Origin of the sequence: Micromonospora sp. DT231, assembly GCF_049847025.1 — a bacterium.
Classification (GTDB): Bacteria; Actinomycetota; Actinomycetes; order Mycobacteriales; family Micromonosporaceae; genus Micromonospora.
Window position 1 is genome coordinate 334,951 of the sequence record NZ_JBNCNO010000004.1, and the last position, 26,920, is coordinate 361,870.

29 protein-coding genes and 1 tRNA gene are annotated in these 26,920 nt (G+C 71.5%); 11 read left to right on the top strand and 19 right to left on the bottom strand.

The window, feature by feature from the left end; translation table 11 throughout:
• Positions 1 to 108: 108 nt before the first annotated feature.
• Entirely contained in the window at positions 109 to 1,158 is a 1,050-nt protein-coding gene (locus tag ACPXBU_RS12890) for a YncE family protein (RefSeq protein WP_425758207.1), read from the bottom strand.
• A gap of 236 nt (positions 1,159 to 1,394) precedes the next feature.
• Here ACPXBU_RS12890 and ACPXBU_RS12895 point away from each other — a divergent pair, with 236 nt between their 5' ends.
• From ACPXBU_RS12895 to ACPXBU_RS12905, 3 genes are all read left to right on the top strand, one after another.
• On the top strand, positions 1,395 to 1,817 hold the full coding sequence (locus tag ACPXBU_RS12895; protein WP_393366495.1) for an HIT family protein: 423 nt from the start codon (positions 1,395 to 1,397) through the stop codon (positions 1,815 to 1,817).
• A 75-nt stretch (positions 1,818 to 1,892) separates the two neighbouring features.
• The gene (gene msrA, locus ACPXBU_RS12900) at positions 1,893 to 2,561 is read left to right on the top strand and encodes a peptide-methionine (S)-S-oxide reductase MsrA (RefSeq protein ID WP_393366493.1); all 669 of its coding nucleotides are present in this window, start codon (positions 1,893 to 1,895) and stop codon (positions 2,559 to 2,561) included.
• 22 nt (positions 2,562 to 2,583) lie between these two features.
• Positions 2,584 to 2,880, top strand: coding sequence for a DUF7710 domain-containing protein (locus ACPXBU_RS12905; RefSeq protein WP_425758208.1), 297 nt, complete (start codon positions 2,584 to 2,586; stop codon positions 2,878 to 2,880).
• 458 nt (positions 2,881 to 3,338) lie between these two features.
• Here the strand turns inward: ACPXBU_RS12905 and ACPXBU_RS12910 are convergent, their stop codons facing one another.
• Positions 3,339 to 3,557 carry a GntR family transcriptional regulator gene (locus tag ACPXBU_RS12910; protein ID WP_244236286.1) on the bottom strand — a complete coding sequence of 73 codons (219 nt, stop codon included), beginning with the start codon at positions 3,555 to 3,557 and terminating at the stop codon, positions 3,339 to 3,341.
• Between the two features lie 557 nt (positions 3,558 to 4,114).
• Here ACPXBU_RS12910 and ACPXBU_RS12915 point away from each other — a divergent pair.
• The 3 genes from ACPXBU_RS12915 to ACPXBU_RS12925 all read left to right on the top strand — a co-directional run bounded on the left by ACPXBU_RS12915 (position 4,115) and on the right by ACPXBU_RS12925 (position 6,090).
• Positions 4,115 to 4,297, top strand: coding sequence for a hypothetical protein (locus ACPXBU_RS12915; protein ID WP_425758209.1), 183 nt, complete (start codon positions 4,115 to 4,117; stop codon positions 4,295 to 4,297).
• Positions 4,298 to 4,654: 357 nt separating this feature from the next.
• On the top strand, positions 4,655 to 5,584 hold the full coding sequence (locus tag ACPXBU_RS12920; protein WP_425758210.1) for a ribonuclease Z: 930 nt from the start codon (positions 4,655 to 4,657) through the stop codon (positions 5,582 to 5,584).
• A complete protein-coding gene (locus tag ACPXBU_RS12925; protein ID WP_425758211.1) occupies positions 5,581 to 6,090 on the top strand; it encodes a GNAT family N-acetyltransferase in 510 nt (169 codons plus the stop codon). The genes ACPXBU_RS12920 and ACPXBU_RS12925 overlap by 4 nt, the downstream gene beginning before the upstream one ends.
• Positions 6,091 to 6,315: 225 nt before the next feature.
• On the opposite strand, the gene ACPXBU_RS12930 is transcribed toward ACPXBU_RS12925, so the two are convergent.
• Together ACPXBU_RS12930 and ACPXBU_RS12935 are read right to left on the bottom strand one after the other, a co-directional pair.
• Positions 6,316 to 7,686, bottom strand: a complete 1,371-nt coding sequence (locus ACPXBU_RS12930; RefSeq protein WP_425758212.1) for a cystathionine beta-synthase — start codon at positions 7,684 to 7,686, stop codon at positions 6,316 to 6,318.
• Between the two features lie 72 nt (positions 7,687 to 7,758).
• The gene (locus tag ACPXBU_RS12935; protein ID WP_393366484.1) at positions 7,759 to 8,115 is read right to left on the bottom strand and encodes a YkvA family protein; all 357 of its coding nucleotides are present in this window, start codon (positions 8,113 to 8,115) and stop codon (positions 7,759 to 7,761) included.
• Positions 8,116 to 8,265: 150 nt separating this feature from the next.
• Here ACPXBU_RS12935 and ACPXBU_RS12940 point away from each other — a divergent pair, with 150 nt between their 5' ends.
• From ACPXBU_RS12940 to ACPXBU_RS12950, 3 genes are all read left to right on the top strand, one after another.
• Positions 8,266 to 9,315 (top strand): SGNH/GDSL hydrolase family protein, encoded by a 1,050-nt coding sequence (locus tag ACPXBU_RS12940; protein WP_393366483.1) that lies wholly within the window; start codon positions 8,266 to 8,268, stop codon positions 9,313 to 9,315.
• Positions 9,312 to 10,124, top strand: a complete 813-nt coding sequence (locus ACPXBU_RS12945; protein WP_393366481.1) for an SGNH/GDSL hydrolase family protein — start codon at positions 9,312 to 9,314, stop codon at positions 10,122 to 10,124. The genes ACPXBU_RS12940 and ACPXBU_RS12945 overlap by 4 nt, the downstream gene beginning before the upstream one ends.
• A 78-nt stretch (positions 10,125 to 10,202) precedes the next feature.
• Entirely contained in the window at positions 10,203 to 11,465 is a 1,263-nt protein-coding gene (locus ACPXBU_RS12950) for an acetyl-CoA C-acetyltransferase (RefSeq protein WP_393366479.1), read from the top strand.
• Positions 11,466 to 11,524: 59 nt separating this feature from the next.
• Here the strand turns inward: ACPXBU_RS12950 and ACPXBU_RS12955 are convergent, their stop codons facing one another.
• The 4 genes from ACPXBU_RS12955 to ACPXBU_RS12970 all read right to left on the bottom strand — a co-directional run bounded on the left by ACPXBU_RS12955 (position 11,525) and on the right by ACPXBU_RS12970 (position 13,922).
• Positions 11,525 to 11,845, bottom strand: a complete 321-nt coding sequence (locus tag ACPXBU_RS12955) for a hypothetical protein (RefSeq protein ID WP_425758213.1) — start codon at positions 11,843 to 11,845, stop codon at positions 11,525 to 11,527.
• A 158-nt stretch (positions 11,846 to 12,003) separates the two neighbouring features.
• On the bottom strand, positions 12,004 to 12,762 hold the full coding sequence (locus tag ACPXBU_RS12960; protein ID WP_393366475.1) for a Bax inhibitor-1/YccA family protein: 759 nt from the start codon (positions 12,760 to 12,762) through the stop codon (positions 12,004 to 12,006).
• A gap of 155 nt (positions 12,763 to 12,917) precedes the next feature.
• Positions 12,918 to 13,733, bottom strand: coding sequence for a Bax inhibitor-1/YccA family protein (locus ACPXBU_RS12965; protein ID WP_393366473.1), 816 nt, complete (start codon positions 13,731 to 13,733; stop codon positions 12,918 to 12,920).
• Positions 13,734 to 13,841: 108 nt separating this feature from the next.
• Positions 13,842 to 13,922, bottom strand: a tRNA-Leu gene (locus ACPXBU_RS12970).
• Between the two features lie 101 nt (positions 13,923 to 14,023).
• On the opposite strand from ACPXBU_RS12970, the gene ACPXBU_RS12975 reads away from it, so the two are divergent.
• Positions 14,024 to 15,883: a hypothetical protein gene (locus ACPXBU_RS12975; protein ID WP_425758214.1), complete on the top strand. Its 1,860-nt coding sequence runs from the start codon at positions 14,024 to 14,026 to the stop codon at positions 15,881 to 15,883.
• Between the two features lie 86 nt (positions 15,884 to 15,969).
• Here the strand turns inward: ACPXBU_RS12975 and ACPXBU_RS12980 are convergent, their stop codons facing one another.
• The 11 genes from ACPXBU_RS12980 to ACPXBU_RS13030 all read right to left on the bottom strand — a co-directional run bounded on the left by ACPXBU_RS12980 (position 15,970) and on the right by ACPXBU_RS13030 (position 25,936).
• Positions 15,970 to 17,301, bottom strand: a complete 1,332-nt coding sequence (locus tag ACPXBU_RS12980; RefSeq protein ID WP_425758215.1) for an NAD(P)/FAD-dependent oxidoreductase — start codon at positions 17,299 to 17,301, stop codon at positions 15,970 to 15,972.
• Positions 17,302 to 17,403: 102 nt separating this feature from the next.
• Complete coding sequence (locus tag ACPXBU_RS12985) at positions 17,404 to 17,964, bottom strand: hypothetical protein (protein ID WP_393367093.1); 561 nt, start codon at positions 17,962 to 17,964, stop codon at positions 17,404 to 17,406.
• A complete protein-coding gene (locus ACPXBU_RS12990; protein WP_393366468.1) occupies positions 17,964 to 19,406 on the bottom strand; it encodes a DUF58 domain-containing protein in 1,443 nt (480 codons plus the stop codon). The genes ACPXBU_RS12985 and ACPXBU_RS12990 overlap by 1 nt, the downstream gene beginning before the upstream one ends.
• A complete protein-coding gene (locus tag ACPXBU_RS12995; RefSeq protein WP_238644181.1) occupies positions 19,406 to 20,413 on the bottom strand; it encodes an AAA family ATPase in 1,008 nt (335 codons plus the stop codon). Before ACPXBU_RS12995 ends, ACPXBU_RS12990 begins: the two co-directional genes overlap by 1 nt.
• Positions 20,413 to 20,997, bottom strand: a complete 585-nt coding sequence (locus ACPXBU_RS13000) for a hypothetical protein (protein ID WP_393366465.1) — start codon at positions 20,995 to 20,997, stop codon at positions 20,413 to 20,415. Before ACPXBU_RS13000 ends, ACPXBU_RS12995 begins: the two co-directional genes overlap by 1 nt.
• Entirely contained in the window at positions 20,994 to 21,776 is a 783-nt protein-coding gene (locus tag ACPXBU_RS13005) for a DUF4129 domain-containing protein (RefSeq protein ID WP_393366463.1), read from the bottom strand. The genes ACPXBU_RS13000 and ACPXBU_RS13005 overlap by 4 nt, the downstream gene beginning before the upstream one ends.
• A gap of 22 nt (positions 21,777 to 21,798) precedes the next feature.
• Complete coding sequence (locus tag ACPXBU_RS13010) at positions 21,799 to 22,512, bottom strand: uracil-DNA glycosylase (RefSeq protein ID WP_425758216.1); 714 nt, start codon at positions 22,510 to 22,512, stop codon at positions 21,799 to 21,801.
• A gap of 19 nt (positions 22,513 to 22,531) precedes the next feature.
• Positions 22,532 to 23,218, bottom strand: coding sequence for a dienelactone hydrolase family protein (locus ACPXBU_RS13015; RefSeq protein WP_393366460.1), 687 nt, complete (start codon positions 23,216 to 23,218; stop codon positions 22,532 to 22,534).
• Positions 23,219 to 23,458: 240 nt separating this feature from the next.
• On the bottom strand, positions 23,459 to 24,367 hold the full coding sequence (locus ACPXBU_RS13020) for an LppU/SCO3897 family protein (protein WP_425758217.1): 909 nt from the start codon (positions 24,365 to 24,367) through the stop codon (positions 23,459 to 23,461).
• A gap of 130 nt (positions 24,368 to 24,497) precedes the next feature.
• On the bottom strand, positions 24,498 to 25,607 hold the full coding sequence (locus ACPXBU_RS13025) for an HAAS signaling domain-containing protein (RefSeq protein WP_425758218.1): 1,110 nt from the start codon (positions 25,605 to 25,607) through the stop codon (positions 24,498 to 24,500).
• Positions 25,604 to 25,936 carry a PadR family transcriptional regulator gene (locus ACPXBU_RS13030; RefSeq protein WP_030328782.1) on the bottom strand — a complete coding sequence of 111 codons (333 nt, stop codon included), beginning with the start codon at positions 25,934 to 25,936 and terminating at the stop codon, positions 25,604 to 25,606. Before ACPXBU_RS13030 ends, ACPXBU_RS13025 begins: the two co-directional genes overlap by 4 nt.
• A 654-nt stretch (positions 25,937 to 26,590) precedes the next feature.
• Between ACPXBU_RS13030 and ACPXBU_RS13035 the strand changes: the two genes are divergently transcribed.
• Complete coding sequence (locus ACPXBU_RS13035) at positions 26,591 to 26,782, top strand: hypothetical protein (protein ID WP_425758219.1); 192 nt, start codon at positions 26,591 to 26,593, stop codon at positions 26,780 to 26,782.
• Positions 26,783 to 26,920: the final 138 nt, after the last annotated feature.

Consider the following 26,920-nt stretch of genomic DNA (forward strand, 5'->3'; position numbering starts at 1 on the left):
TGAGGCTAGTGCCCCGACGCAGAGGGCTGGCACGGAACCCGCGCTCCTGGGCGGGGCCGGACCGTCTGGCCCGGCCCCGCACACACCGACGATCCGCCGGCGGGCCGGTCAGCCGGCCGGAACGGGCAGGACGTGCAGGGTGACCGGGTGGGCCCCGGTCCAGTCGTAGGACACCGCGTAGACCCGGGCTCCGTTGGGCGCCCAGGCCAGCGCACCCGGACTGAGCGCGTCGCCCAGCTCGAAGTGGGCCAGCTCGGTGCCGTCGACCCGGAAGACGAACACGTCCGGGTCATACAGGGCGTCCGCTCCGCCGGCGATCCTGGTGCCGTCGCGGGACACCTCGACCGCATTCGGGTACGAACCGGTGGGATAGGTCGCCGACGGGGTGCTGATGTCGGCGAACGGGAACGCCTGCACCACGTACGGGGCGCCGGAGGCGGTGAAGACGGTGGTGCCGGTGGGGTCGAGCGCGACGTCTCGCAGGTAGCTGCCGACCGCCATGAAGTCGTTCTCCCGGGGTGCGCTCAGTGCGCCCCCGGCGCCGATCGTGTACGCGTACACCGACGCGGGACTCAACCCGGGCTGCCCGGCCAGCAACACCGAACGGTTCTGGCTGGCGGCGGTCAGCAGCGGGGCGTCGTAGAAGTCCTGGCCGGTGGCCACCCCGGTGGTCACCAGGGCCGGCTGGCGTCCCAGGTCGATCCGGCCGATGTTGCCGCCCCACTGGTCACAGCCGTAGCCGAACCACAGGTAGCGCCCGGTCAACGCGAGTGACGACGGGCACTCCCCCTCGCCGGTGTCGTACCGGGCCGACTCGACAAGCGTCCCGGTGTTGAAGGCGGCGATGGCGTTGGCGCTGGGCAGCGCCACGTAGAGCGTCTGCCGGTCGGCACTGAGCAGCAGGTCGCTGGGGCCGGGCAGCCCCGACAGGGTGCCGACCACGGTGCCCGTCGCGCTGGTCACCACGACCTCGGTCGAGGAGTAGCCACCACTGACGAAGACCCGGTCACCGGCCGACACCACGTCGGCCACCCCCGGCAGTGACAGCGGGGTGGCCGTCTGCGCGGGAGCCGCCTGGGCGGGGGTCGAGATCGCGGCGGTCAGCAGCCCGACGGTCAGGGCGGCCAGGGCCAGAGTCGGGCGTCTTCTGATGAGCAAGGTGCGTCCTTTCGAGGTTCGACGAACGGGACCCGGACAGCCGGGGTCGTCAGGTCGACACGAGGAATCTGCGGACGCCGTCCACGCGGCAGCCCGCCTCGGCCGACCGGCCGGGCGTCGCTGTCGCGACAGCACGTCTTCCCCCCGTGTGCTTATCCAGACTTGTCTATGACTATCACAGTCGATGCGTGCGTGGGGGGCGCCGTGGTCCGTCCGCCCCGGCATAGCCTGAGCCGATGAGCGGTTGCGTGTTCTGCGGGATCGTGGCGGGTGAGGTGCCGGCGTTCCGGGTGGCCGACACCCCGGACGGGGTGGCGTTCCTGGACACCCGACCGGTGTTCAAGGGGCATGTGCTCGTGGTGCCCCGAGTCCACCTGGTGACCCTTGCCGAGTTGCCGGCGGACCTGCTGCCCGGCTACTTCGCGCTGGTCCAGCGCCTGGCGGTGGCCGTGGAGACCGGTCTGGGGGCCGGTGGGACGTTCGTGGCCATGAACAACAAGGTGTCCCAGTCCGTCCCGCACCTGCACACCCACGTGGTCCCACGGACCAAGGGGGACGGGCTGCGGGGCTTCTTCTGGCCGCGTACCCGCTACGAGGACGACGCCGAGGCCGGGACCTACGCGGAACGGGTTGCCGCCGCACTCCCGGGCGGGGCCTGAGTCACACCGGCGCGGGTAAGGAAGGTGGACCCACGGGTGTTACACGCTGGGAGAGGTACGAGAGGAGATCCCCACGTGTTTTTGCGCCGTATGAACGCTGAGATGGTTTCGCCCGACCAGGCCCTGCCGGGCCGTCCGATCGCCATGCCGGTCGCCGACCGCCACGAGGTGCTGGGCACCCCGTTGAAGGGCCCGTTCCCGGAGGGCCTGCAGGTCGCGGTCTTCGGCATGGGCTGTTTCTGGGGAGCCGAGCGGCTGTTCTGGACGCTGCCGGGCGTCTACACCACCTCCGCCGGGTACGCGGGTGGCATCACCAAGAACCCGACGTACGAGGAGACGTGTTCCGGCCGGACCGGGCACGCCGAGGTCGTCCAGGTGGTGTACGACCCCAGCAAGATCAACTATGAGGACCTGCTGAAGGTCTTCTGGGAGAACCACGACCCGACCCAGGGCATGCGCCAGGGCAACGACGTGGGCACCCAGTACCGCTCGGCGATCTACACGACCACCGACGAGCAGCGGACCATCGCCGAGTCGTCCCGGGACGCGTTCCAGCCGATCGTGAGCCGGGCCGGCAAGGGTGAGATCACCACCGAGATCGCTCCGCTGGGCAACTATTTCTTCGCCGAGGACTACCACCAGCAGTACCTCGCACCGACGAAGAACCCGAACGGCTACTGCAACCACGGCCCGAACGGCATGACCTGCCCGGTGGGCGTGGCCAAGGTCGACAGCGCGCTCTGAGCGCAAGTGCGACGATGACGGAATGGTCAATGGCGGATCAGGCGACGACGCGCGGCGGGTGTGGATCTTTCACGGCGATGCGGCGCGCTTCGCCTCCGGCGTCTTCGACGACAAGGTCGCAGCGCTTGAATGGATCGCCCGCCACGGGATCACAGGCATCCTCGCCGAATACCAGGTCGGCGATGGCTGTTACGACTTCGCGGTGCGCGAGGGCAGGTTTCATGACACCAAGAAGAGTCACGGCTCACCCGACCACGTCGCCTCCTTTTCTTCGGGCCTCGCGCACGTTCACGTGCGCGAGGGCCAGCCGGATCTCTAGAGGTAGCCGGCAGGCGGAGTCGAACGGGCTGAGTTGCCCGGTCGGCGTGGCCCGCGTCGGCGGCTGACCGCCATTGCGTTGACGGGCAAGGCCACCGGGTCGGGACCCGGTGGCCTTGTTCGGCGTTGGGCTCAATGGTCGCCAACAACAGCGCTGCCCCACCCGCCGACTGTCCCTGCTCGCCCCGGCATGCCCGTCCGCGCCGTGCGCCTGGACCGGTCTCGTACGCACACGGAGACGAGGATCTGACACCGGCCGCATCTTCCACAATGAGCGCGGAATCGTCCGCGTCGAGCCAGTAGCGCTGCCCCGGCTGGACAAGCACGGGCCACCGCAGAACCAGCGGCGCGCCGCCGCCCAGGCTCACCTCGGAAATGAGCGTCAACCGCTCTGCGCGCGTTTCGCCTGCCATCGGCCAACGATAGTCCGGGCCCCACCGGCCGGCCGACGTGCGTTTGCTACGTCTCCGCGACGTACACGCCCGACCCTCGGACGCCAACCACGATCCCCCGCGCCTTCAGCCCTTCAACGGCGCGCGCCACTGTGCGCCGGGCCGAGCCATACTCATCGGCCAGCGCGTCGTACGTCGGGAGGCGCTGGCCGCGCGGAAACTCGCCAGCGCCGATGCGCCGTAGCAAATCGGCTTCGATCTCGTGCGCGGTGTGGGGTATCGGCACGCGCACAGGCTGCGCCTACCCGTGGCAGGGACTACTTACACCCATTGCCCTACTGGCACTACTGGCACTACTGTCATTCCTGCGCGGTGGGTAGTGGATCTGGGATCGGTGCCCGTCGCTGCACCCAAGGGGCGTCCGCAGGTCCCGTCGATCATGCGGGCGCCCCTCACTCGGCAGGGGGTAGCGATGTTCAGTGCGCGGGCAGAGGGCGATCAGCCGGTGCGGGTGCCAGTCGAGTCAGAGGTGTCGACGTGGAACATCGTCGTCACAGGCCGAGTTACGTGCGGCAAATGCTGGCGGGCGCTACGGATAGACGCAGCCACGACACCCGGCGAGATTGCCGAAGTCGTCGGTGATCATCGGGAACGCTGCACGCGGACGCACCTACGGCCGGCACCCTAGCTCCGAACAACTCTGCGGTCCCACCGCCGGAGTAGTGGATCTTTCCCGGACGGTCCTGAACGAAACCGCTGGCCTGGACGACCTCCACCGCTACATCAACCGCGACGTGCTGATTCAGCTCTGGCCGTCGATCTGGCTGCCTCGTGCCGTGCGTCGTGCGTGGGGAGAGCGATTTCCTGAACTTCGCCTCGCTCCCCGCCGCGCCATACAACCTGGTGCCGCCTCATCAGTTCAAGATCAGCAGTATCGCCTTCGCTGCGGCTGACCGCTTCAGCTTCGCGCTGGCCGCCGGCTGCGCGGTGAGCCTCGCGGCACGTGCAGCCGACTCCGCGACGTGACTCGTCCTGACGACCACCCCTGAGCCGGATGACAGGCGGCCGGCCATTCCCATCTGACCCTGTGATCGAAATCCGTTGCCGACCCCGCCGGAGACTCGATAACGTGGCCGTACACGTGAAAGGAGGTGGTCCAGACTTGTATAGCAATCGGACTCGTGAGGTGGCTGTCAGCTAGCCGCTGTCCTCGACAGTGATCGGTCCGCCGCGAGGCGGGCACCAGCACCATCGTCGAGACCGTGTGGCAGCGGTGCGGCGAATCCACGACAGCCACCCGACCCCCGGGGTGCCGGCCAAGTCCAGCCGGCCCGCGCACCAGCGCGGAGCGCCCCGGGGGTCGCTCCATCTCCGGGAGCGGCGATGTCCATGCGCGAGCTGGTGATTCTCGGAACGGCCAGCCAGGCGCCGACCCGTCAGCGCAACCACAACGGGTACGTGCTGCGCTGGGACGATGAGGTGATCCTCTTCGACCCGGGCGAGGGCACCCAGCGCCAGTTCCTCCACACCACGGTCACGGCCACCGACCTGACCCGCATCTGCGTCACCCACTTCCACGGTGACCACTGCCTCGGCCTGCCCGGCACCATCCAGCGACTCTCCCTGGACCGGGTGCCGCACCCGGTCGCCGTGCACTTCCCGGCGGGCGGCGCCGAATACTTCGCCCGGCTGCGGCACGCCACCTCCTTCCACGAGACCGCCGAACTTCAGGTCACCCCGATCGAGGAGGACGGGCAGCGGATCACCCTGGGCTGCGGCACCCTGGAGGCACGCCGGCTGCGGCACCCCATCGAGACGTACGGCTATCGCCTGGTCGAGCCGGACGGCCACCGGATGCTGCCGGAGCGGCTGTCCGCGTACGGCATCAGTGGGCCGGCGGTCGGCGAGCTGATCCGCGTCGGGCACCTGGACCTCGACGGGCGTCGCGTCACCCGTGACGAGGTGAGCGTTCCGCGGCCGGGTCAGCGGTTCGCGTTCGTGATGGACACCGGCCTCTGCGACGGGGTGTACGCCCTCGCCGAGCACGCCGACCTGCTGGTCATCGAGTCGACCTTCCTGGAGTCGGAGGCCGCGCTCGCCGCCGAGGTCGGCCACCTGACCGCGGCGCAGGCCGCTCGGGTGGCGACCGAGTCCGGGGTACGCCGGCTCGTGCTCACCCACTTCTCCCAGCGCTACCCGGACCCGCGCCGGTTCCACGACGAGGCCCGCGCGCACTTCGACGGCGACCTGATCATCGCCGAGGACCTGACCACGGTGCAGCTCCCACCCCGCCGGGTAGCCTCGGCCGGATGACCGTCTCGCTCCGCCCCGCGACCGCTCGCGACATGATGGCGGTGGGAGCCCTGCACCAGCGCTCCCGGATCGCCGCGTACTCCGCCTTCCTGCCGGCCGAGGCGTTGGCCGACCCGACGCCGGAGGCGATGGGGCGGTACTGGGCGGAGCGGTGGCAGTGGGAGCGGGACAACCACCGGATGACAGTGGCCGAACGGGGCGGGGCGCTTGTCGGGTTCAGCTACCTGGGTCCGGACGACGAGGACGACCCCGCCACCGGACTGCTCAACGCGATCCATCTCGACCCTGCCGAGCAGGGCCGGGGCACCGGTCGCATGCTCATGGTCGACACGTTGGAGGCCATGCGGGCACGTGGTTGGCGGCGCGCGGTGCTCTGGGTGTTGCGGGAGAACGCGCACGCCCGCGCCTTCTACGAGCGCGGCGGTTGGACCCCGACGGGCACCGAACGGGACGAGGCGATCGGATCAGCCCCGACCCGCCAACTCCGCTACACCCGCCCCCTCTAGCCCTGTCCCACCCCACCCCGCCCCACCCCGCCCTGCCCCACCCCGCCCCGCCCCGCCCCGCGTCGATCTTGCACTTTCTGTCGTGCGTATGTCGTTGATGCGGCATATGCGGGGACAGAAAGTGCAAGATCGACGGGGCAACGGGGGCGGGGAGGGCGGGGCGGGGTTGGGGTTGGGGTTGGGGTTGGGGTTGGGGTTGGGGTTGGGGTTGGGGTTGGGGCTGGGCTAGTGGGCGCCCAGGTGGGACAGGAGGTCCTGGCGGGTGAGGACGCCCTTGGGCTTGCCGTCGACCAGGACCAGGGCGGCGTCGGACTTCTCCAGCAGGCCGACCGCCTCGCTGACCGGCTGGCCGCCACCGATCATCGGCAGCGGGTCGCCCATGTGCCGCTCGATCGTGTCGTGCAGGTGGGCCTGGCCGGTGAAGAGCGCGTCGAGCAGGTCCCGCTCGGCGATCGAGCCGGCCACCTCACCTGTCACCACCGGCGGCTCGGCCTTGAGCACCGGCAGTTGGGAGACGCCGTACTCGCGCATGTAGTCGATGGCGTCGCGAACCGTCTCGGTGGGGTGCACGTGCACCAACTCGGGCAGCCCGCCCGGCTTGCTGGCCAGCGCGTCGGCCACGGTCGGCTCGGCGCCCGAGTTGTCGAGGAAGCCGTACCGGGCCATCCACGAGTCGTTGAAGATCTTGGAAAGGTAGCCCCGGCCGCCGTCCGGTAGCAGCACCACCACCACGTCGTCCGGGCCGGCCCTGCGGGCGACCTCCAGCGCGGCGACCACCGCCATCCCGCAGGAGCCGCCGACCAGCAGCCCCTCCTCGCGGGCCAGCCGCCGGGTCATCTCGAAGGACGCCTTGTCGGAAACCTCGACGATCTCGTCGGCGACGCTCCTGTCGTACGTCTCCGGCCAGAAGTCCTCGCCGACGCCCTCCACCAGGTACGGACGGCCGGTGCCGCCGGAGTAGACGGAACCCTCCGGGTCGGCCCCGATGATCCGGACCCGGCCCTCGGAGGCCTCCTTGAGGTACTGGCCGATGCCGGAGATGGTGCCGCCGGTGCCGACGCCAGTCACGAAGTGGGTGAGCCCGCCCTCGGTCTGCTTCCACAGCTCCGGGCCGGTGGTCTCGTAGTGCGAGCGCGGGTTGGCCGGGTTGCTGTACTGGTCGGGCTTCCAGGCGCCGGGGATCTCGCGGGTCAGCCGGTCGGAGACGTTGTAGTACGAGCGGGGGTCCTCCGGGGCGACAGCGGTCGGGCAGACCACCACCTCGGCGCCGTACGCCCGGAGCACGTCCTGCTTGTCCTGGCTGACCTTGTCGGGGCAGACGAAGACACACTTGTAGCCCTTGAGCTGGGCCACCAGGGCCAGCCCGACACCTGTGTTGCCGCTTGTCGGCTCGACGATGGTGCCGCCGGGCTTGAGCAGGCCGGCGGCCTCGGCGTCCTCCACCATCCGCAGCGCGATCCGGTCCTTGACCGAGCCGCCCGGGTTGACGTACTCCACCTTGGCCAGCACGGTGGCCTGGATGCCCGCGGTGACGTTACGCAGACGGACCAGCGGGGTGTTGCCGATCATGTCGACGACGTTGTCGTAGAACTGCACGGTGTGCCCTTCGTTGCGGCGCCGGCAACGGCGGCCGGGCAGACGTTTCCTCGCCGTCCAGCGTACGTGTCGTCAGGGCACCAGGCCCCCGGGGATGACCGAGCTGCGCCCCGCCTCCCACTGGAGGAAGCGGTCGGTCTCGGCGAGCACGCTGCCCGCCAACCACGTGATCATGACCGCGTCGTCGGCCAGCCCGAAGATCGCCAGCGGGATCTCCGGGAGCAGGTCGATGGGCGAGACGATGTACGCCGTCGCCGCCGTCATCAGGGCCAGCCGAAGGCCGCCGTCGTACTCCCCCTTGGTGGTGGCCCGGATCATCCGGGGCAGGGCGGCCAGCCGGGTGCCCAGCGACGGCCCCCCGCGTGCCCCTGCCGTCAGTGCCCGCGCCAGGGCCGCGAAGGCCGCGCTGCGCTTCAGTGTCTTCCCCATCGTCGCGCTCCTCTCCGCCGGATCAGCGTGGCGGGTCGGCGCAAGTCCGCCGGCCTCCGCCCTACGGATACCCCGTCGCGTCGGTTTCCAGGCACTCGGGTGCCGTCACGACGACAGCGGCATGTCGGGGCGGCGCGATAATGTCGCGGTATGGGGGTGGCTGATTCCGTCGTACCCGGTGAGCGCTGGCGGCAGACCTTGCGGTTCGCCCGCCTGGCGGCGATCGGGACAGGCGCCACCGCGGCGGCCGCGGTGGCGACCGGCGGGGTGCTGCTCGGCCAGGCCCGGCAGGCCCGGCGCACCATCCCGATGGCCGAGGCGCCGCCCCCGCGCATCGACGGGATCTACGGCGCGAAGTTCCCCGGTCCGGCCCTCACCATGGTCGTGCTCGGTGACTCGTCGGCCGCCGGCTACGGGGTGCACCGCCGTCGGGAGACGCCCGGGGCGCTGCTCGCCACCGGCCTGTCCCGTCGACTGCACCGGCCTGTGCAACTGCACCGCTTCGCGGTGGTCGGTGCCATCTCCGCGGCGCTGCGCCACCAGGTGGAGGCGGCGCTGGAGTGCCGACCCGACATCGCGGTGATCCTCATCGGCGGCAATGACATCACCAACCGGACCCCGCGTGGGCTGGCGGTGCGCTACCTGGTCGAGGCGGTGCACACGCTGCGTGACGCCGGGTGCGAAGCGGTCGTCGGCACCTGCCCCGACCTGGGTGCGATCCGCCCGATCCAGCCCCCGCTGCGGTGGCTGGCGCACCGGTGGAGCCGTCAACTCGCCGCGGCCCAGACGGTCGCCGTGGTGGAGGCGGGCGGTTGGACGGTCTCCCTCGGTGATCTCCTCGGCCCCCGGTTCGCGGCGGAGCCGACCCGGATGTTCGCGTGGGACCGGTTCCATCCCTCCGCCGAGGGGTACGCGATGGCCGCCGCCGCGCTCCTGCCGACCATGCTGTCCGCGCTCGGCGCAGGGCAGGAACGACGGGCCACACCGACGTGGGGAGAGGGCGTACGGTCGCTGCCGGAGGCCGCTGCGGAGGCGGCCCGGCACGCCGGCACCGAGGTCAGCGGCACCCAGGTCCGGGGCCGCGACCGGGGGCCGGCCGGCCGGTGGGCGCAGTTGCGCCGCCGGGCGTTCTTCGGTGTCGGCGCGGTGCCGCAGCACGGATCCGCCCCGGACGCCTCGACAGTGGAGGGACTGGCATGAACGAGCGCAGCGAGCGGGGCATCACCGCCGGCCTCGCCGGCCGACTGGGCCGGGCGGCGGCGTTCTCGCTGCTCGCCGGCACCGTGGGCGGCGCGGCCGTCCTGGCCGGTGAGGCGTTCGTCGCCCGGCACCGGCGCTACGCCCAACCGGAGCTGGGGCTGGCCCTGCGGGCCACGATCGGCCGGGCGGGCGCTCCGCCGCTGCGGCTCGTGCTGCTCGGCGACTCGTCGGCGCTCGGTGTGGGCGTCGACCGTCTCGACGACACCATCGGCGGACAGTTGGCCAACCTGCTCGCCGAGGGCCCGACCGGTCGGCGCGTGCACCTGTCCAGCGTCGGCGTCTCCGGTTCCCGCTCGACGGACCTCGCCACCCAGGTGGCCCGAGCCCTGCTCGGTGAACGGCCCGACGTGGCGCTGATCCTGATCGGCGCGAACGACGCCACCGGGCTGCGCCGCCCCTCCGACGCGGCGGCCTATCTCGCCGCCGCGGTGCACCGGCTGCGGGAGGCGCGGGTCGAGGTGGTGGTGGGCACCTGCCCCGACCTCGGCGCGGTGCGTGCCATCGCACCGCCATTGCGCCAGGTGATCGGCTGGTCCGGGCGTCGGATGGCTCGCGCGCAGACCGCCGCCGTGCTGGACGCGGGTGGCTCGGTGGTCGACCTCGCCACCGAGACCGGGCCGGTGTTCCGGGCCGACGCGGGGACGCTCTGCCACGACGGTTTCCACCCCTCCGCCGACGGCTACCGGGTGTGGGCGCACGCGCTGCTGCCCGCCGTCGTCGCCGCGGCGACTGTCGCGACCCGGCGCTAGATCGTCCCCGGCCAGGGTGACATTTCCCGCCGCGCCGGCTCCTTCCGCGCCATGTTACTGACGGGTTAACGTTGGCTCATGCCGATTGAGTCGTCCCGCGACGCCGTCATCGTCGCCACCGCCCGCTCCCCCATCGGCCGGGCGCACAAGGGGTCCCTGCGCGACGTCCGCAGCGACGACCTCGCCGCGACAATCGTCCAGGCCGCACTGGACAAGGTCCCCGCGCTCGACCCGACCACCATCGACGACCTCTACCTCGGGTGCGGCCTGCCCGGGGGCGAGCAGGGCTTCAACATGGCCCGGGTGGTGTCCACCCTGCTCGGTCTGGACACTGTGCCCGGTGCCACCCTGACCCGCTACTGCGCCTCGTCGTTGCAGACCACCCGGATGGCGATGCACGCGATCCGGGCCGGCGAGGGTGACGTGTTCGTCTCCGCGGGTGTGGAGATGGTCTCCCGCTATGCCCGGGGCAGCTCCGACGGGCTGCCGCCCGAGGCGCAGGCGCTTGTCGGCGGCGGTTGGGAGAACCCGCGCTTCGGGGCGGCCAGCGAGCGCTCGAAGCGCCGCGCGCAGGGCGGCGCCGAGGCGTGGACCGACCCGCGCGAGGCCGGTGAGCTGCCCGACATCTACCTGACCATGGGGCAGACCGCGGAAAACCTGGCCCAGGTGTACGACGTGACCCGCGCCGACATGGACGAGTTCGGCGTACGCAGCCAGAACCTCGCCGAGAAGGCCATCGCCGACGGCTTCTGGGCCCGGGAGATCACCCCGGTCACCACGCCGAACGGCACCGTGGTGAGCACCGACGACGGCCCCCGGGCCGGTGTCACCCTGGACGCGGTCGCCGGCCTGAAGCCGGTGTTCCGTCCGGATGGTCGGATCACCGCGGGCAACTGCTGCCCGCTCAACGACGGCGCGGCAGCCGTCGTGGTGATGAGCGCCCAGCGGGCCGAGGAGTTGGGGCTGACCCCGTTGGCCCGGATCGTCTCCACAGGTGTGACAGCCCTGTCGCCGGAGATCATGGGCCTCGGGCCGGTCGAGGCGTCCCGGCAGGCGCTGCGCCGGGCCGGCATGACAATCGACGACGTCGACCTCGTCGAGATCAACGAGGCCTTCGCGGCGCAGGTCATTCCGTCCTACCGCGAGCTGGGCATCCCGGAGGAGAAGCTGAACGTGATGGGCGGCGCGATCGCGGTCGGCCACCCGTTCGGTATGACCGGCGCCCGGATCACCGGCACCCTGCTCAACGCCCTGGAGTGGCACGACAAGACCATCGGCCTGGAGACCATGTGCGTGGGCGGCGGCCAGGGCATGGCCATGGTGCTCGAACGGCTCAACTGAGCTGACGCCCGGCCGGCCCGCGGGGTCGCGGGGCGGGCCTCAAAGCTCGTAGGTGGGCCTCAGAGCGCGCTGCGGGTCGCCGTCACCTCGGCGGCGGCCCGTGTCAGCACCTCGTCGTCGACCCCGGTGGCCCGCAGGTCGGCCGTCACCACCCGCAACTGATCGGGCAGCGCCAGGTCGTTGTCCAGGCGGGGCACGACCCGGCGCGGTTCACCCTCGGTGTCGGCGGCCAGGTTGGCCACCTCCTGCACCAACCTGTGCACCAGGTCGGCGCGGGGTACGTTGCCGGTGGTCGCGACCGCCGCCCAGCGCGGCTGCTGCCAGTGCTCGACCTGACGGACCAGCAACCGCACGGCCTGGTCCAACTCTGCTGCGCTCATCGCCACCGAGTCTACGGCCGGCCGACGCGTCGCCCGAGATCGACTCGATTTCCTGAAAGCCGTGGCATCACCGCGACCCGGACACCCCGACTTCATGAAAGCCGAGTCGATCATGCTGCCGGCCGGGCGGGCAGGGTGGGGCCCGCTGGCAGCGCCGGTCAGCGGCGCAGGTAGCTGAGCAGCCGTAGCAGCTGCCAGTAGAGGAACACCAGGCCGGTGAGCAGGCCGAACGCGCTCAGCCACGCGTACCGGCGGGGTCGACCGTCGCGCACCGAGCGCTCGACGAGGTCGAAGTCCAGGATGAAACTGAACGCACCGGCGATGATGGCCACCACCGAGAAGGCGTACGGCAGCCAGCCCACCTGCCCACTGACGCTGTAGACCGCCAGACCCGGCCGGCCGGAGATCAGGTACGACACCAGGTTGACCACGCTGAGCACGGCGATCCCGAGCAGCGTCCCGATCACCAGGCGGGCCAGCCGGGGCGTCGCCCGGATCACCCGGGCCCGGTAGAGCGCCGCCATGCCGAGGAAGACGCCGAACGTGCCGGCCACCGCCTGCACCACGATGCCCGGGTAGACCTGCTCGAAGGTGCGACTCGCCACCCCGAGCAGCAGGCCCTGGAGCACCGCGTAGCCGACGATCGGCACCGGATTGGTGATGCCCCGCAACGAGATGACCAGGACCAGCGCGATCGAGGCGAGCGCGCTGCCGGCCAGCGCGGCGCCGAGCCAGGCCGCGTCCGGGACCACCGCCCAGGACACCGCCGCCGCCACACCGGTGACCAGCAACAACCCGACGGTACGGGTCACCACGTCGTCGACGGTCATCGGCTCGACGTCGCGGGCGCCGAGCACCCGGGACTCCACCCGGCCGGTCTCGTCCAGCCGGTTGAGCACCGGGTTGTTGCTGCGCACCGCCGCCTCCTTGGCCCGCGTACCCCCAGGGCTTGTGTCACGCCCTCGCAGTCACTCTGCCCCGGACGGACCGGCGGCGGCGGGGAAACGGCGCCGACGACGGCGCCCGCCCCCGCCGAAGCGGGAGCGGGCGCCGGTCGGCGGTGCGGACGAGGTCAGTCGTCGCCCTGGAAGTAGCTCAGCAGGCGCAGGATCTCGATGTAGAGCCAGACCAGGCTGACCAGGATGCCGAACGCGGCCACCCAGGAGTAGCGCTGCGGCAGGCCCATCCGGACGCCGTCCTCGATCTCCTTGAAGCTGAGCACGAAGCTCAGCGAGGCGACCACGATGCAGACCAGGCTGAAGCCGATGGCCAACGGGCTGCCGTCACGCAGGCCGGTGTTGACGCCGAACAGCGCCAGCACCAGGTTGATCATCATGACGGCGAAGAGGCCGACCATCGCCGCGATCATGCCCTTGACGAACGCCGGGGTGGCCCGGATGACCTTCGCCCGGTAGAGCATCGCCATCAGGAAGAAGATGCCGAAGCTGGCCACCGCCGCCTGGAGCACGATGCCGTCGTAGAGCGACTCGAACGCCTTGCTGACCATGCCGACGAACACACCCTCGACGACCGCGTACGCGATGACGAGGGCCGGGTTGGCCATCCGGGAGAACGAGATGATCAAACCGAGGACCAGCCCGACCACTGCCGCGCCGATCCAGGCGGTGCCGACGAGCGCGTCGGGCACGAGCACCCAGGCTGCCGCGGCGGTGATGCCGAGGATGCCGAGGAGAGCGACGGTCTTGACGACGACGTCGTCGACGGTCATCGGCGCCACGGTGGGCGGCGCGGCCGGGTAACCGGCCTGGGACGGGTACTGCTGGGGAATGCCGGGCTGTCCGTACGGCCCGGCCGGGGCGTACCCGGCGGAACGCTCCCGCTCGGCCGCCTGGCCGAGCCGGGCGAGCACCGGGTTCGAGGTCTTCACTGTCTGGCCTCCCTCAGGGGGTCGTTGCACGTGAACGTGCCCTCCAAGAGTAAACGGCGCAGCCAAGTCCTGGTGATCACGAATGAGAATGTGTCGAGCTGAGGGGGGTGCCCGGGGCGGGGGTCGAACCCGCACGCCTTGCGGCAGCCGCTTTTAAGGCGGCCGTGTCTGCCTTTCCACCACCCGGGCGGGTGGCACCGGCGCGTCGACACGCGCTGTGCAGTGTCACCGTAACCGGTTAGCGGCGTCTCGACGTACCCAGCAGGGCTGGCCACATTAGGGTCGATCCCGTGAGCAGCGCAGCCCCCACGGCCCCCGACGCCGCCCCTGAGCAGGTCTTCCGCCTCGCCCAACGGGTCGACCGCCGGCCTCGGGTCACCCGCCTGCTGGAAGCCGTCCGCCGACACCGGGCGGATCTGCTTGTCGCTCTGGTCTGGGTCGCGCTCGCCGGCTGGCTCACCCACGGCATGTGGCCCGATCCGGCCGGCCGCACCCTGGCGCTCAACCCGGAGGACCAGACCCTCTACGAATGGTTCCTGGCGGTCGACGCCCGCGCGCTGCTCGGGGATTTCGACCTGCGTACCGACCGGCTCAACGCGCCCGACGGCGTCAACCTGATGGCCAACACCACGGTGATCGCGCTCGGCGTCGTCTTCGCGCCGGTCACCCTGCTGCTGGGCGCACCGGTCAGCTTCGCGCTGCTCGCCGCCGCCAACCTCGCCGGCACCGCTGTCGCCTGGTATCTGCTGTTCCACCGGATGCTGCGCGCCCGCCGGCTCGCCGCCGCGCTCGGCGGTGGCCTGTGCGGGTTCGGCCCCGGCATGGTCTCGCAGACCAACAGCCACCTGCACATGACCGCCCAGTGGCTGGTGCCGGTGATCGTCTGGCTGGTGGTCCGGCTGCTGCGGGCGGCCGACCCGGGCCCGGTGACCCCCGACGAGACCGGACGGGTCCGACCCGGCGGGCCGGACCGCCGACGGATGATCACCTCGGCGGCCGGGCTGGCCGGCGCGGTCAGCGCGCAGGTCTTCATCGGCGAGGAGGTGCTCTTCCTCGCCGCCGCCACGCTGCTGGTGATGGCGGTCAGCTACGCCGTGGCGGATCGGGACCTGGCCCGGCGGGCGCTGCCCGGCTTCGCCCGTGGGCTGGCCATCGCCGCCGGGCTCTCCCTGCTGGTGCTCGGCTATCCGCTGTGGTTCCAGTTCGCCGGCCCGCAGGGGGTTGCCGACGGCATGTTCACCCCGGCGTACTTCTCGGCCGATCTGGGCAGTTGGTGGGCGCTCTCCCCGCTGTCGGTGGCCGGCAGCGTCGAGGCGGCCCGGCTGACCACAGGTCCCGCCGAGTACAACACCTTCCTCGGCTGGCCCCTCCTGCTGGTCACCGTGGCCTGCGCGATCTGGGTCGGGCGACGGCGACTGGTCCTCGCCTGCGTCGTGGCGGGCCTCGTGATGGGTACGCTCTCGCTCGGCCCCGAGGTGGTGCTCGGTGGCACCAGGACCGCGCTACCCGGCCCGTACGCCCTGATCGGCGGACTCCCGGTGGTGGACGGGGCGTTGCCGATGCGGTTCGCGCTGGCGTTGCTGCCGATCGTCGCGACACTGCTCGTGCTCGCTGTCGACAGGGCTCTGCGCGGCACCGGTCGGGCCCGACGGCTGGTGCCACTTGCCGTCGGCGCGGCGCTGCTGCCGATCTTCCCGACTCCCCTGCCGACCATCGCTCGGCCCGCCGTGCCGGAGTTCATCACCGGCGGCCACTGGCGGGAGTGCGTACGCCCGGGTGGGGTGTTGGTTCCGGTGCCGCTGCCAACGCCCAAGGAACCCGGGCCGATGCGCTGGGCCACCGCCGCCGACGCCGCCTTCAGCCTGCCCGAGGGGTTCTTCATCGGCCCGTACGGGAGGCGCGGCACCGCGGCGATGGGCACCTTCAAGCAGCCCACCTCCGCTCTGCTGGCGGACGTCGCCCGGCGGGGTGGCCAGCCGACCATCGGCGACGAGCAGCGCCAGCAGGCCGCCTGGGACGCGGACTTCTGGGGTGCCTCCTGCGTGGTGCTGGCCGACGACGCCCCCCACGTGGAGAGCCTGCGCATCACCCTGGAGCAGCTCTACGGCCCCGCGACCCGGCTGGCCGACGCCTGGATCTGGCGGGTCTGACCACCGTCGTCGCACCCGAGCCCACGCAGAGAAGGGCCCCTGCTCGCCGGAACCGGTGAGCAGGGGCCCTCTTGGGTATCTCTGCGTCAGACGCGGGGGGCACCGACCGGCTGGGACGCCTCGGCGAACTCCTCGCGCGGGTCGTGCAGCTGCCCCAGGGCGACCACCTCACGCTTGAGGAAGAACGCCAGGGACCAGTCCACCACCACCCGGACCTTGCGGTTGAACGACGGGATCCGGCTCATGTGGTACGTCCGGTGCATGACCCACGCCGGCCAGCCGGTCATCTTGATCCCGTACACCTGGGCGACGCCCTTGTGCAGACCGAGGCTCGCGACGCTGCCGACGTGCTTGTGCTTGTAGTTGACCGGCTCGCGGCCCCGGATGACGGCCGTGATGTTGTCGGCCATCCGGGCGGCCTGGCGCACCGCGTGCTGCGCGCTCGGCGAGCAGAAGTTGCCCGGCTCCTTGGTGAGGTCCGGCACAGCGGCGCAGTCGCCGGCGCTCCACGCGCCCTCGACCACCTGGTCACCGTCGACCACCTGAAGCGTGGGCAGGCAGGTGATCCGGCGACGGTCGTCGCGCGGGAAGTCGGTCGCGTCCAGCATCGGCGACGGCTTCACACCCGCCGTCCAGACGATGGTGTCGGACCGGAAGCTGTCCCCGTCGGAGAGCTTGACCACCCCGTCGACGCAGGACTCGAGCCGGGTGTCCAGCCGGATGTCCATGTTGCGCTTCATCAGCTGCTGGACGGTGTAGGCGCCCATGTCCCGGTCGACCTCGGGCAGCACCCGCTGGGTCGCCTCGACAAGCACCCAGCGCACCTCGTCCTGGTTCAGCTCCGGGTAGTAGCGCAGGGCGTCGCGAGCCATGTCCTCCATCTCGGCGAGCGCCTCGATGCCGGCGTACCCACCGCCGACGAAGGTGAAGGTCAGCGCCGAACGGCGGACGTCGGCATCCGCCGTGGCGGCCGCCACGTCGAGCCGGTCCAGGACGTGGTTGCGCAGGTAGATCGCCTCGCCGATGGTCTTGAACCCGATGCCCTGCTCGTGCAGGCCGGGAATCGGCAGGGTGCGGGAGACCGAGCCCGGGGCCACGACCACGTGGTCGTACGGGATCTCCCGGGCCGGGCCGCTGATCGGCTGAACGGTGGCCACCTTGCGGTCGTGCTCGATCCGCGTGACCGTGCCGGCCACCATCTTGCACCGCTTCAACTCCCGGCGCAGCGGCACCACGGAGTGCCGTGGGGAGATGTTGCCCGCCGCGGCCTCGGGCAGGAACGGCTGATAGGTCATGTGCGGTTGGGGGTCCACCACCATGACCTCAGCCTCACGGGAGCTGAGCTTCTTCGACAGGCGCAGCGCCGCGTACAGACCGACGTGCCCGGCACCCACCACAAGGATCCGCTTCGGATTCACGTTGTCTATCTTTCCCCGGCCGGCTCAGGTAATGCCGCTCGCGGCCCCCATCTGTGACGGAGCACAACCCGTGTGACCTGCGTAACCCTCCGGTCGCAGCGGTCACCGCCGTCGCAGCAGCCAGCCCAGCAACGCCGCCGTCCCCACGGCCAGCAGCAACCCCAGCAGGGTCACCCACTGGTATCCGGCCTCGCCGCCCATGCCCGCGGCCTGCAACAACAGCACCCCGAGCACCGCGGTGCCCAGCAGAACGCCGCCCGCCCGCAGCAACCACCGGCTGATCAGCGCGGGGTCCACCACCGCGTCGTAGGGCAACAGCGCGGCAAGCGCGCAGAGGGTGTGCGCCAGGTAGAGCAGGGCGGCGACGGCGAGCAGCCGCCAGAGGGCGACCGGGCGGCCGTACCCGTCGGTGGCGAGCAGCCAACCGCCGACCGTGACCAACGCCGTGAAGACCGCCCAGACCCGACGCGGGCCGAACGCGGGAAACAGGGCGGCGACCGCCAGGAAGAGGAGGGGGCGGCCGGAAAACACCTCGGCGGGGAAGGCCAGGGCGAACCCGGCAAACACGACGGCGAAGATCCCGGCCCGAACCAGCAGCGGGGCGACGCTGATGCGGGCCACCGCCCTCTGTGCGGTCCGCACCCGCCCGGTCACCGCGTCGATCATCTGCCACCCACCCTCGGAGCCGTCGCCAACCGGGCCACGTCCCGCAACACCTGGTCCAGACTGCCGGCGCCGGCCCAGCGCACCACGGGGACGCCGTGCTCCCGGAGCTGCCCGATCATGACGTCCCGATCCAGACGCCACAGCCGGTACGCCACCTCGGCCCAGCCCAGGTTCTTCGGCGCGGAAAGGTCGGTCGGCAGTGTGTCGACGGCCACCACGAACCGCCCGGCGCGGGCCAGCCGGGCGAGCATCTGTGCCGACCGTTCGTCCAGCAACGGGGTCAACACCACCACCAGCGCGTCCGAGGAGAGCAGTTGCGGGCCGAAAACCTGGTCGTACGGCTCGTGCGAGGACGGGTGGACGTGCACGTCGAGCAGCCACTCCAGAACGGTCAGGTACTGCCGCCGCCCGGCGGCCGGACGCAGCCGGCGAGCTCCCGGCCCGTACTCCAGCAGGGAGACCCGGTCGCCGCGGTGCAGGTAGTGCTCGGCGATCGCGGCCGTGGCCCGGACCGTGGTGTCCAGCACCGAGGCCGCGCCGCTCACCCCGCCGGAGCGGCCTGCCTCGGCGAGCACGTCGAGCAGCACCACCACCTCCGCGTCGCGGTCGGAGAGCGTCGCCGCCACGTGCAACTGCCGGGCGCGCAACGACACCCGCCAGTCGATGCGGCGCAACCGGTCCCCCGGGGCGAAGATCCGTACCCCGGCCAACTCGCCGCCCTCGCCGGGCCGGCGGGAGTGGTGCGCCCCGACGAGCCCGGCGGCGCGGGGCATGGCCTCGACGGCCTCGAACGGCTCGGTACGCGGGTACACCCGCACCCGGACCGGCTCGGTGAGCACCGCACGGGAGACCAGCAGGCCGCCCGCAGTGGCGACCCGGGCACCGGCCGGTCCCACCGGATGCCGGCCCCAGCGCATGGCGTGGCCGGCCAGTTCCAGGTCCGCCACCGTCCCGGTCGGCACTGCGGTCACGAACGGCCGGTCGGCGAGGGAACGGCCCCTGCCGTTGGCCGGAGCCCCGCCGCTGGCCGGCGTCGCGGCGGCTGGCGGCACCTCGGGCACGTCCCCGTCCTGGGCGAAGCCGACCCGGTCGATGCGCAGCCACGGCGACACGCGGGAACGCACCACCACCAGGTCGTAGTCGACCGTGTCCGGATTGCCGACGCTCACCGCAGCCGTCAGGTCGCCGCCCTCGACAAGCGGCCCGTCCGCACCCTGGGTGATCCACACCTGCGGCAGCGCCGTGGGCCGGCGGCGAAGCGCGTACGCGGTGCCCAGCGCGAACGGGGCGGCCAGCACGATCAGGTCGACACGCCCCAGCAGCACACCCGCCACCAGCAGCAGGCCGGCGAGCAGCACCGCCCGGCCGAGCGCCCGGGTGGGTGCCCAGCCGGCGGCCGGTTCCGGCTCGGTGGCCATCGGCTCGGTCGGTCCGGTCATCAGTGCCGAGGCCCGCCCGCGGCGTAGCTGGGCAGCGCGCCGCTCGCCGGGGCGGGGGTGGCCTCCAGCACCTCGCCGACCACGAACGCCGGGTCGACCCGGCGCAGCCACATCTCCGGGCGCAGGGTGATCCGGTGGGCCAGGGCGGGAGCCGCGACCTCCTTGACGTCCTCCGGCACCACGTAGTCGCGTCCGCCGAACACCGCGCGGACCCGGGCCAGCAGCAGCAGCGCCAGCGATCCCCGCGGGGAGGCGCCGACCAGCACCGACGGGTGCTCCCGGGTGGCCGCGGTGAGGGAGACGATGTAGCGGCCGATGGAGTCCTCCACCACCACGTCCTCCAGGGCGGCCTGCATGGCCCGCAGCGTGGCGGCGTCGACCACCGCCTTGATGTCCGCCTCCTCACGGCGGCGGCTCATCCGGCGGCGGAGCACCTCCCACTCCTCCTCGTGCTGCGGGTAACCGAAGGAGACCCGCAGCAGGAACCGGTCCAGTTGCGCCTCGGGCAGCGGGTACGTGCCCTCGTACTCGATGGGGTTGGCGGTGGCCAGCACGTGGAACGGCTCGTCCAGCTTGTAGGTCACCCCCTCCACCGACACCTGCTTTTCCTGCATGGCCTCCAGCAGCGCGGACTGCGTCTTCGGCGGCGTCCGGTTGATCTCGTCGGCGAGCAGCAGGTTCGTGAAGACCGGCCCGGCCCGGAAGGTGAAGTCGCCGTTGCGCTGGTCGTAGAGGAACGAGCCGGTGACGTCGGCGGGGAGCAGGTCGGGGGTGAACTGCAACCGGCGGAAGTCCAGGCCCAGCGCCTGGGCGAACGAGCGAGCGGTGAGCGTCTTGCCCAGCCCCGGCAGATCTTCGAGCAGCACGTGACCGCCCGCCAGGATGCCGGCGAGGACCAGCTCCAACGCGTCCCGCTTGCCGACCACGACGGTGCCGACGGCGTCCAGGACCGCCCGAGCCAGGTGGCCGACCTCGGCGGGGGCAATGCTCCGGTCCACGTCGTTCATCAGATCTTCTCCAGTTCGGCGACGATCACCGCGAGGTCGCGTGGCGACGGGGTGCGGCGAGGCGGGGTCTCCAGGAACGTCCACAGCCGGTCACCCAGCAGGACACGGGCGCGGGCCGGGTCCGACTCGCGGGTGACGCCGTGCTTGAGGCGCATCCGCTCGTCGGCCAGTTCGGCGATCCGGGGCAGGACCACCCCGGTGAAACGTTCGGGTCGGGTCGTGGACCAGTCGAGCGGCCACTCCCAGCGATTGATCGCGGTGCGCAACGCGTCCCGGGCACCCCAGTTGTAGCTGCCGTCCTCCTCGCCCGTCCCGGCCCGGCCACCCGCCGGCGACGGAGGTGGCGGCGCGAGCAGGGCGGTGACCCGCCGGACCGCCGCCACGGCGAGCACCCCGGCGACGAGGACGGGCAGCGAGACCTGCAGGCCGACCGCGCGGAGGCCGACGAGCAGCACCGCGACGACCGCGGCGGCCCACGCGAGGGCGCGTACCACCGGACCGACCCGGGACCGGGACTCCTGCGGGCCTCTCGGCGCCGCCTCCTCCTCGGACCCGAGCAGGTCGTCGATGCTGGTGCTGCTCATGGGGTCACCGCCGTGAGCTCTCCGCGCAGCCGACGAAGTGCGGCGCGAGCCTGGTCGCGGGTGCGTTCGTCGACCGGGCGGGTGGCGTAGCGGGCCTCCCGGTAGACGTGCGCGAACTCGGCCAGCACGTCGGTGCTGACGATCGCCGGGACGCCGGCCTCCGGGTCACCCCGCAGCAGCCGGCTGACCAGGTCGGTGGGGGTGTCCCCGGCGAGCCGTGGCACACCGGCCGCGGCGGCGGCCTCCTCCAGGCGTACCCAGCAGGCGATCACCGCCACCCGCGGGTCGGTGTCCCGGTCGTCCAGCTCCACCAGGCCGGCGTCGAGGGCGGCGACCACCTCGCGGGCGGTGCCCTCGGCGGTACGGCGGGACCGCTGCGCCGGCAGGGCCCGGGTGGTGCGGCGCAGTACGCCCCGGATCAGAATCCAGGACAGGTAACCGAGGGCGGCGAGAATGGTCAGCCCGAGCAGCGCCATCGCCACGGTGGTGATCCACTGCGGTATGTGCGCCTGGGTGGCCTCACCGGCAGTACGCGGCTCGATCGGAATGGACGGCGACGGCTCGGCGGTCGGGTATTCGGGCACCCACGGGACGTTGTCCGCGGCCGGCGGGATCCGGCTGGCCCCGATCGACGAGTGCGCGGACGCCAGCGCGGCACCGGCGAGCAGAGCGGCGACCGCGGCGACCGGCCACCACCGGCGGAGCAGACCGAGCGCCGGGCGCAACACCCCCGGCTCGGCGGCCTGCGACGGGGCGGGGGCGCGTGTTCCGTCCGTCATCGCCACCACCCCACCGCGTGTCTCAGTCCACCCCGGCCAGGTGCTTAGCCTGGTCGAAGACGTCGTCCAGCATCTTTGGTGTCAGCCGCCCGGTGAAGGTGTTCTGCTGGCTGACGTGGTAGCAGCCCAGCAAGTCCGGAGCGGCTGTGCCGGACCAGTGTGCCCCATGACCGAACGCCGGTCGCGGGCTGGGCGGGCGCTGCCCGTACACCTGGCGAAGCACCGGCCACCACGAGGCCCAGGCGAACGCGCCGAGCGCGACGACGACACGCAGCGTGGGCTGGATCAGCGTGACCTCGCGGTGCAGCCAGGGGGCGCAGTTGTCCCGCTCCGGCGGGGTCGGCTTGTTGTCCGGAGGCGCACATCGGACGGCCGAGAAGATCCGCAGGTCCCGCAGGGTGAGCCCGTCGTCGGCGGCGACGCTTGTCGGTTGGTTGGCCAGCCCGGCCCGGTGCAGCGCGGCGAACAACACGTCACCGGACCGGTCACCTGTGAAGATCCGGCCGGTGCGGTTGCCGCCGTGCGCGGCGGGGGCCAGCCCGAGAATGGCGATCCGGGCGTCCCCGGTGCCGAAGCCCGGCACCGGGCGACCCCAGTACTCCTGGTCGCGGAAGGCAGCCCGGCGGGTGCGGGCCACCTCCTCCCGCCACCGCACCAACCGCGGGCAGGCAAAACAGTCGCTCACCGCCGCGTCCAGGTCGGCCAGGTCGGTCGCCCGCGCTGCGCGGGCGACCACCTGATCGGGGGTACGCGACTCAGCCAAGCTTGGCCCGGAAGAGTTCCAGGGTGCGGGCCCAGGCGCTGGCGGCGGCGCGCTGGTCGAACGCCTCCGGCCGGTCGTCGTTGAAGAAGGCGTGCGAGGTGCCCGGATAGTCGTAGAGGTGGCAGTCGCCGCCGGCCTCCTCGATGGCCCGGCGGGCGGTCTGTACGCCCTCGGCGGCCGAGGTGCCGTCCTCTTCGGAGCAGTGCACGACCGCGGCCTTGCCGGCGTAGTCGGCCCAGTCGGGGCGCATCGACTCCCACGGCAGCACCGGATAGAAACCGGCTGTCGCGACGATCCGCTCGGAGACGGTGGCGGACCACAGAGCAAGGCTGCCACCGGCGCAGAAGCCCACGGCACCGACCTTACCGGTCACCTCCGGCCGACCGGCGAGATAGTCGGCCGCGCCGGCGATGTCCTTCGCCGCCTCGTCCATCCGCATCGCCATCAGCAGCCGCTGCGCCTCGTCCGGCTCGCTTGTCGTCTCACCGTGGTAGAAATCCGGGGCCAGAGCGACGAAGCCGGCCTCGGCGAACCGCTCCGCAACCGACCGGATGTGCGGGACCAGGCCCCACCACTCCTGGATGACGATGACGGCGGGGCTGGCCATGCCACTCGCGGGTATCGCGAGATACCCCTCGCTCGTACCCCCGTTGCTGCGGTAGGTCACCATTTCGCCCATGGGCCGTCCTCCTAGCGGTCAGTCATCGTTGGCTGGTCGCCCAGTGGTCCTAGTGCCGGTAGCCTGCCATGCCGCGCCGTCGCCGGGAAGACGCCGGAACAGTGGCATTCACCTCCCGTTTGCCCGCCGGCGACCCGGGGTACGCCGACGGCGGCGGGATGGACTCCCGCCGCCGTCGATGCCGATCTACCGCTGTAATCAGGCCTTCCTGGTCAGGCCTCCGTGGTCAGGCCTTCCTGGTCAGGCCTTCTTGGTCAGGCAGAGCACGTAGCCCGTCTTGCCGGGCAGGATGCTGGAGTAGATGTACCCCTCTTCGTCCGGCTTGAAGTACTGCACGCACGCGGTGTTGGCCCTGGCCTGGGCCTGGGTCTGGTTGTCGACCCGACCGACCACGTTGTACACCGCCTCGGTGGAGGTGCACTCGACGATCCGGGCGTCCGTGACCTTCTCCTGCTTGGTGCCGGTGACCTCGGGCAGCTTGGCGATGCAGTCGCCGGCCTTCGCGGCAGCCGTCTCGTCCTTGTTGATGAGGTTGCCGATCGCCGAGACGACACCGAACTTCAGACCCGCGACGACGAGCACCGCGAGGATCGCGCCGACGATGCCGAGGGCCTTCTTCGCACCAGACTTCTTCACCGCCGGCTCAGCCGAGTCCGACTCGGCGGACTTCAGCTCGGCCGACTCCGGCTCGCCCGAGTCCGACCCGGTCGGACGCGGCTCGGTCGACTTCGGCTCGGCCGGAACCGACTCGCCCGGCTCCGGCTCGGTCGACTTCGGCTCGGCCAGACCCGACTCGCCCGACTCCGACTCGGTCGACTTCGGCTCGGCCAGACCCGACTCGCCCGACTCCGACTCGGTCGACTTGGGCTCAGCCGGACGCGACTCGGCCGACTTGGGCTCGGCCGGCTCGGAGCCGGTCGGACCCGACTCGGCCGCCTTCGACTCGGTCGGACCCGACTCGGTCGACTCGGACCCGGTCGGACGCGGCTTGGTCAGCTCCGACTCGGTCGACTTCGGCTCGGCGGGACGCGACACCCCCGCCTTCGGCTCGGCCGACCGGGGCGTCTCGACGGCCGGCTCCGGCGCCTCGACGGCCGGCTCAGCTGGTGCACCATCGGAGGCGTGGGGCGTTGCGACCTGCTCTGGCACGGGGGTTCCTTCCGAGGGGTTGATGAGCAGACGACACCGTAACGATCATTGATTTCCGGTGTCGTCCCGCCCGCCTCGTCCGTTCAGTTATTTCCCACCCTGGCCCGCATGATCCAGTTCACACCGTGGCTCAGCTCGTCGGGGTGGGGCTCGGCGTGCCGGCCGGTGTCGCGGGCGGGCCTGCCGAGGGCGCGTCGGACGCCGTTCCGCTCGGCGTCGGCGTGCTGGTCGGCCCGGCCGGTGGTGTGCTGGTCGGCCCGGCCGGTGGCGTGCCGGTCGGCCCGGCCGGCGGTGTACTGGTCGGCCCGGCCGGTGGCGTGCCGGTCGGCTCCGCCGGCGACGAGTTGGGCGCGACCGGCGTCAGGATCGGGTTGGGCCCGGCTGGAGCGCGAGGGCCGAAGGGCGCCCGGCCCAGGCAGTACGGGTACGGGCGCAGCAACGGGGCGCCGTACTCGTTGACCGGACCGTCACAGTCCGGGTAGCCGAGGCGGATCGGATTGCCGTCCTGGTCGAAAAGCCGGGCGTTCTCCACCAACCGGCCCTCACTGTCGTAGACGTAGACGTCCCGGACCTGGCTGTACTGGCTGTCGACCGAGGTCTGGTCGTAGTAGTAGCCACGGTCGATCCGGTTCTCGAGATTGACCAGGGCGCCGAGCGCGAAGATCACCAGCACCGCGCTGCCGACCTGCAGCGCCGAACGCGGCCAGCGGGTCAACTGCGCGGAGCGGCGACCGAGCCAGATCGAGGCGAGCACGAGGCCGACGAGCATGACCATGCCCGCGAGCAACTCGCCACCAAACCGAGGCAGCAGCCCGTAAGCGTCACCGCCGGTGCTGATCGTGCTCAGCAGCATCGCGGCCAGATAGCCGCGCAACACCCACCAGGCCGGGCGCAGCAGGCGGAGGAAATCGCTGGCGTGCGCGTACCCCAGGGGTGGTCCGAGGCGGGTGTCGATCGCGCTCAGCCGGCCGCGGAGCCGGGCCATCGCGGCCGCGACGCGCTGGTCGAGATTGCGCCCACTGCCGCCCGGGGCGGCGCCGGCCGCGGCGCGCAGCTCGGCCGCGTACGTCTCGGGCTCGCCCAGCCGCTCGACGAGGGTGCCCTCGGCCTCCGCGGCCACCTCGCTGAGGTGGTCGGCGAGATCCTCGATCAGTTCGTCGCGTTGCGTGGGAGGCAGGTCGGCCAGAGCTGCCCGGACCCGCGCCACATAGTCGGTGATCTCCTGCTCCGCGACGGTCATGCCGCCATCCCCCGATCGTCGAGCAGACTGTCCATTGTGGTGGCGAACGAGCGCCAGAGCTTGCCGGAGCGGGTCAGCTGGTCACGCCCCGCGGCGTTGAGTGAGTAGTACTTGCGGTGCGGCCCGGATTCGCTCGGCACGACGTAGGTGGTGAGCAGGCCGGCGGCGAAGAGGCGGCGCAGAGTCCCGTAGACCGAGGCGTCGCCGACCTCTTCCAGGCCGGCCTCCCGCAACCGGCGCAGGATGTCGTAACCGTAGCCGTCCTCCTCTCGGAGCACGGCCAGGACGGCCATGTCGAGCACGCCCTTCAGCAACTGTGTGGTGTCCACGCAATGCACACTACTGTGTAATGCGAAGTAGCGTCAACGCTTTCCCCCCGACACGCCCACCCTGCACGTCCGAGAGGCGCGGGCGCCCGAGGGGCACTCGCGCCCGTGATCGACTCGGTTTTCAGGAAGGCGGGGCATCAACACGACCCGGACACCGCGCCTTCAGGAAAGGCGAGTCGATCAACGGCCCGGACGCCGCGCCTTTACGGAAGGCGAGTCGATCAACCGCCCGGCGCGGATCCTTCCAGACCTTCCGAGCCGATCGAATCGGAAGCAGACCTCCTGGCGGTCCAGCCCACGAACCTGGTGAACAGGTCGGCCGGGGACGGGACGGGGTTCGGATTGAGCTTGATCAGATCTGCGGTCGCCTCGCAAAGCAAGCCAGCCATGTAGATGCTCAGACCAACACGGTCCCGTCGATACTCCATCAGCAGCAGCAGTCGCGCGGGCTGGCACGGCCAAGGGGCAGCGCACACCCGGCACAGCCACAGGGGCCGCATGGGTAGGTGCGGGCGTACGGCCCGACGTTGGCGGTCACGAACTGGAGGGCCACCTGTCGCTGACATCCCTCGATCGTGCTACCGCTGTTGGCGATCGTCAACCACGATCGCTGTTAGCGATCGCTAAACAATCGGCGATACCTACCGTCAACCCATGGGCGAGTTTGTTGGGATCGCTGAGATACGAGACATGCTCGGCGGGGTATCGCGCGCTCGGGCTTCCGTGATTGCGTCCCGGCGCGATTTTCCGGCCCCACATCAGGTGTTGCGGATGGGTCAGATCTGGCGGCGCAGCGACGTCGAGAAGTGGATCCGGCAGCACCGGCCTGACCTGACGACGGACTGAAGCGAAACCCGGTCGGGCCGGGACGGACGTGATCGACTCGGTTTTCAAGAAGGCGGGGCATCAACACGACCCGGACACCGCGCCTTCAGGAAAGGCGAGTCGATCAACGGCCCGGACGCCGCGCCTTACGCGGAAGGC

What these genes read in the sequence shown, in the direction of transcription:
- ACPXBU_RS12895 (WP_393366495.1), top strand. Translation starts at nt 1,395, where the DNA reads ATGAGCGGTTGCGTGTTCTGCGGGATCGTGGCGGGTGAGGTGCCGGCG.
- ACPXBU_RS12905 (WP_425758208.1), top strand. Translation starts at nt 2,584, where the DNA reads ATGGTCAATGGCGGATCAGGCGACGACGCGCGGCGGGTGTGGATCTTT.
- ACPXBU_RS12920 (WP_425758210.1), top strand. Translation starts at nt 4,655, where the DNA reads ATGTCCATGCGCGAGCTGGTGATTCTCGGAACGGCCAGCCAGGCGCCG.
- ACPXBU_RS12925 (WP_425758211.1), top strand. Translation starts at nt 5,581, where the DNA reads ATGACCGTCTCGCTCCGCCCCGCGACCGCTCGCGACATGATGGCGGTG.
- ACPXBU_RS12935 (WP_393366484.1), bottom strand. Translation starts at nt 8,115, where the DNA reads ATGGGGAAGACACTGAAGCGCAGCGCGGCCTTCGCGGCCCTGGCGCGG.
- ACPXBU_RS12940 (WP_393366483.1), top strand. Translation starts at nt 8,266, where the DNA reads ATGGGGGTGGCTGATTCCGTCGTACCCGGTGAGCGCTGGCGGCAGACC.
- ACPXBU_RS12945 (WP_393366481.1), top strand. Translation starts at nt 9,312, where the DNA reads ATGAACGAGCGCAGCGAGCGGGGCATCACCGCCGGCCTCGCCGGCCGA.
- ACPXBU_RS12950 (WP_393366479.1), top strand. Translation starts at nt 10,203, where the DNA reads ATGCCGATTGAGTCGTCCCGCGACGCCGTCATCGTCGCCACCGCCCGC.
- ACPXBU_RS12955 (WP_425758213.1), bottom strand. Translation starts at nt 11,845, where the DNA reads ATGAGCGCAGCAGAGTTGGACCAGGCCGTGCGGTTGCTGGTCCGTCAG.
- ACPXBU_RS12990 (WP_393366468.1), bottom strand. Translation starts at nt 19,406, where the DNA reads ATGACCGGACCGACCGAGCCGATGGCCACCGAGCCGGAACCGGCCGCC.
- ACPXBU_RS12995 (WP_238644181.1), bottom strand. Translation starts at nt 20,413, where the DNA reads ATGAACGACGTGGACCGGAGCATTGCCCCCGCCGAGGTCGGCCACCTG.
- ACPXBU_RS13000 (WP_393366465.1), bottom strand. Translation starts at nt 20,997, where the DNA reads ATGAGCAGCACCAGCATCGACGACCTGCTCGGGTCCGAGGAGGAGGCG.
- ACPXBU_RS13005 (WP_393366463.1), bottom strand. Translation starts at nt 21,776, where the DNA reads ATGACGGACGGAACACGCGCCCCCGCCCCGTCGCAGGCCGCCGAGCCG.
- ACPXBU_RS13015 (WP_393366460.1), bottom strand. Translation starts at nt 23,218, where the DNA reads ATGGGCGAAATGGTGACCTACCGCAGCAACGGGGGTACGAGCGAGGGG.
- ACPXBU_RS13025 (WP_425758218.1), bottom strand. Translation starts at nt 25,607, where the DNA reads ATGACCGTCGCGGAGCAGGAGATCACCGACTATGTGGCGCGGGTCCGG.
- ACPXBU_RS13035 (WP_425758219.1), top strand. Translation starts at nt 26,591, where the DNA reads ATGGGCGAGTTTGTTGGGATCGCTGAGATACGAGACATGCTCGGCGGG.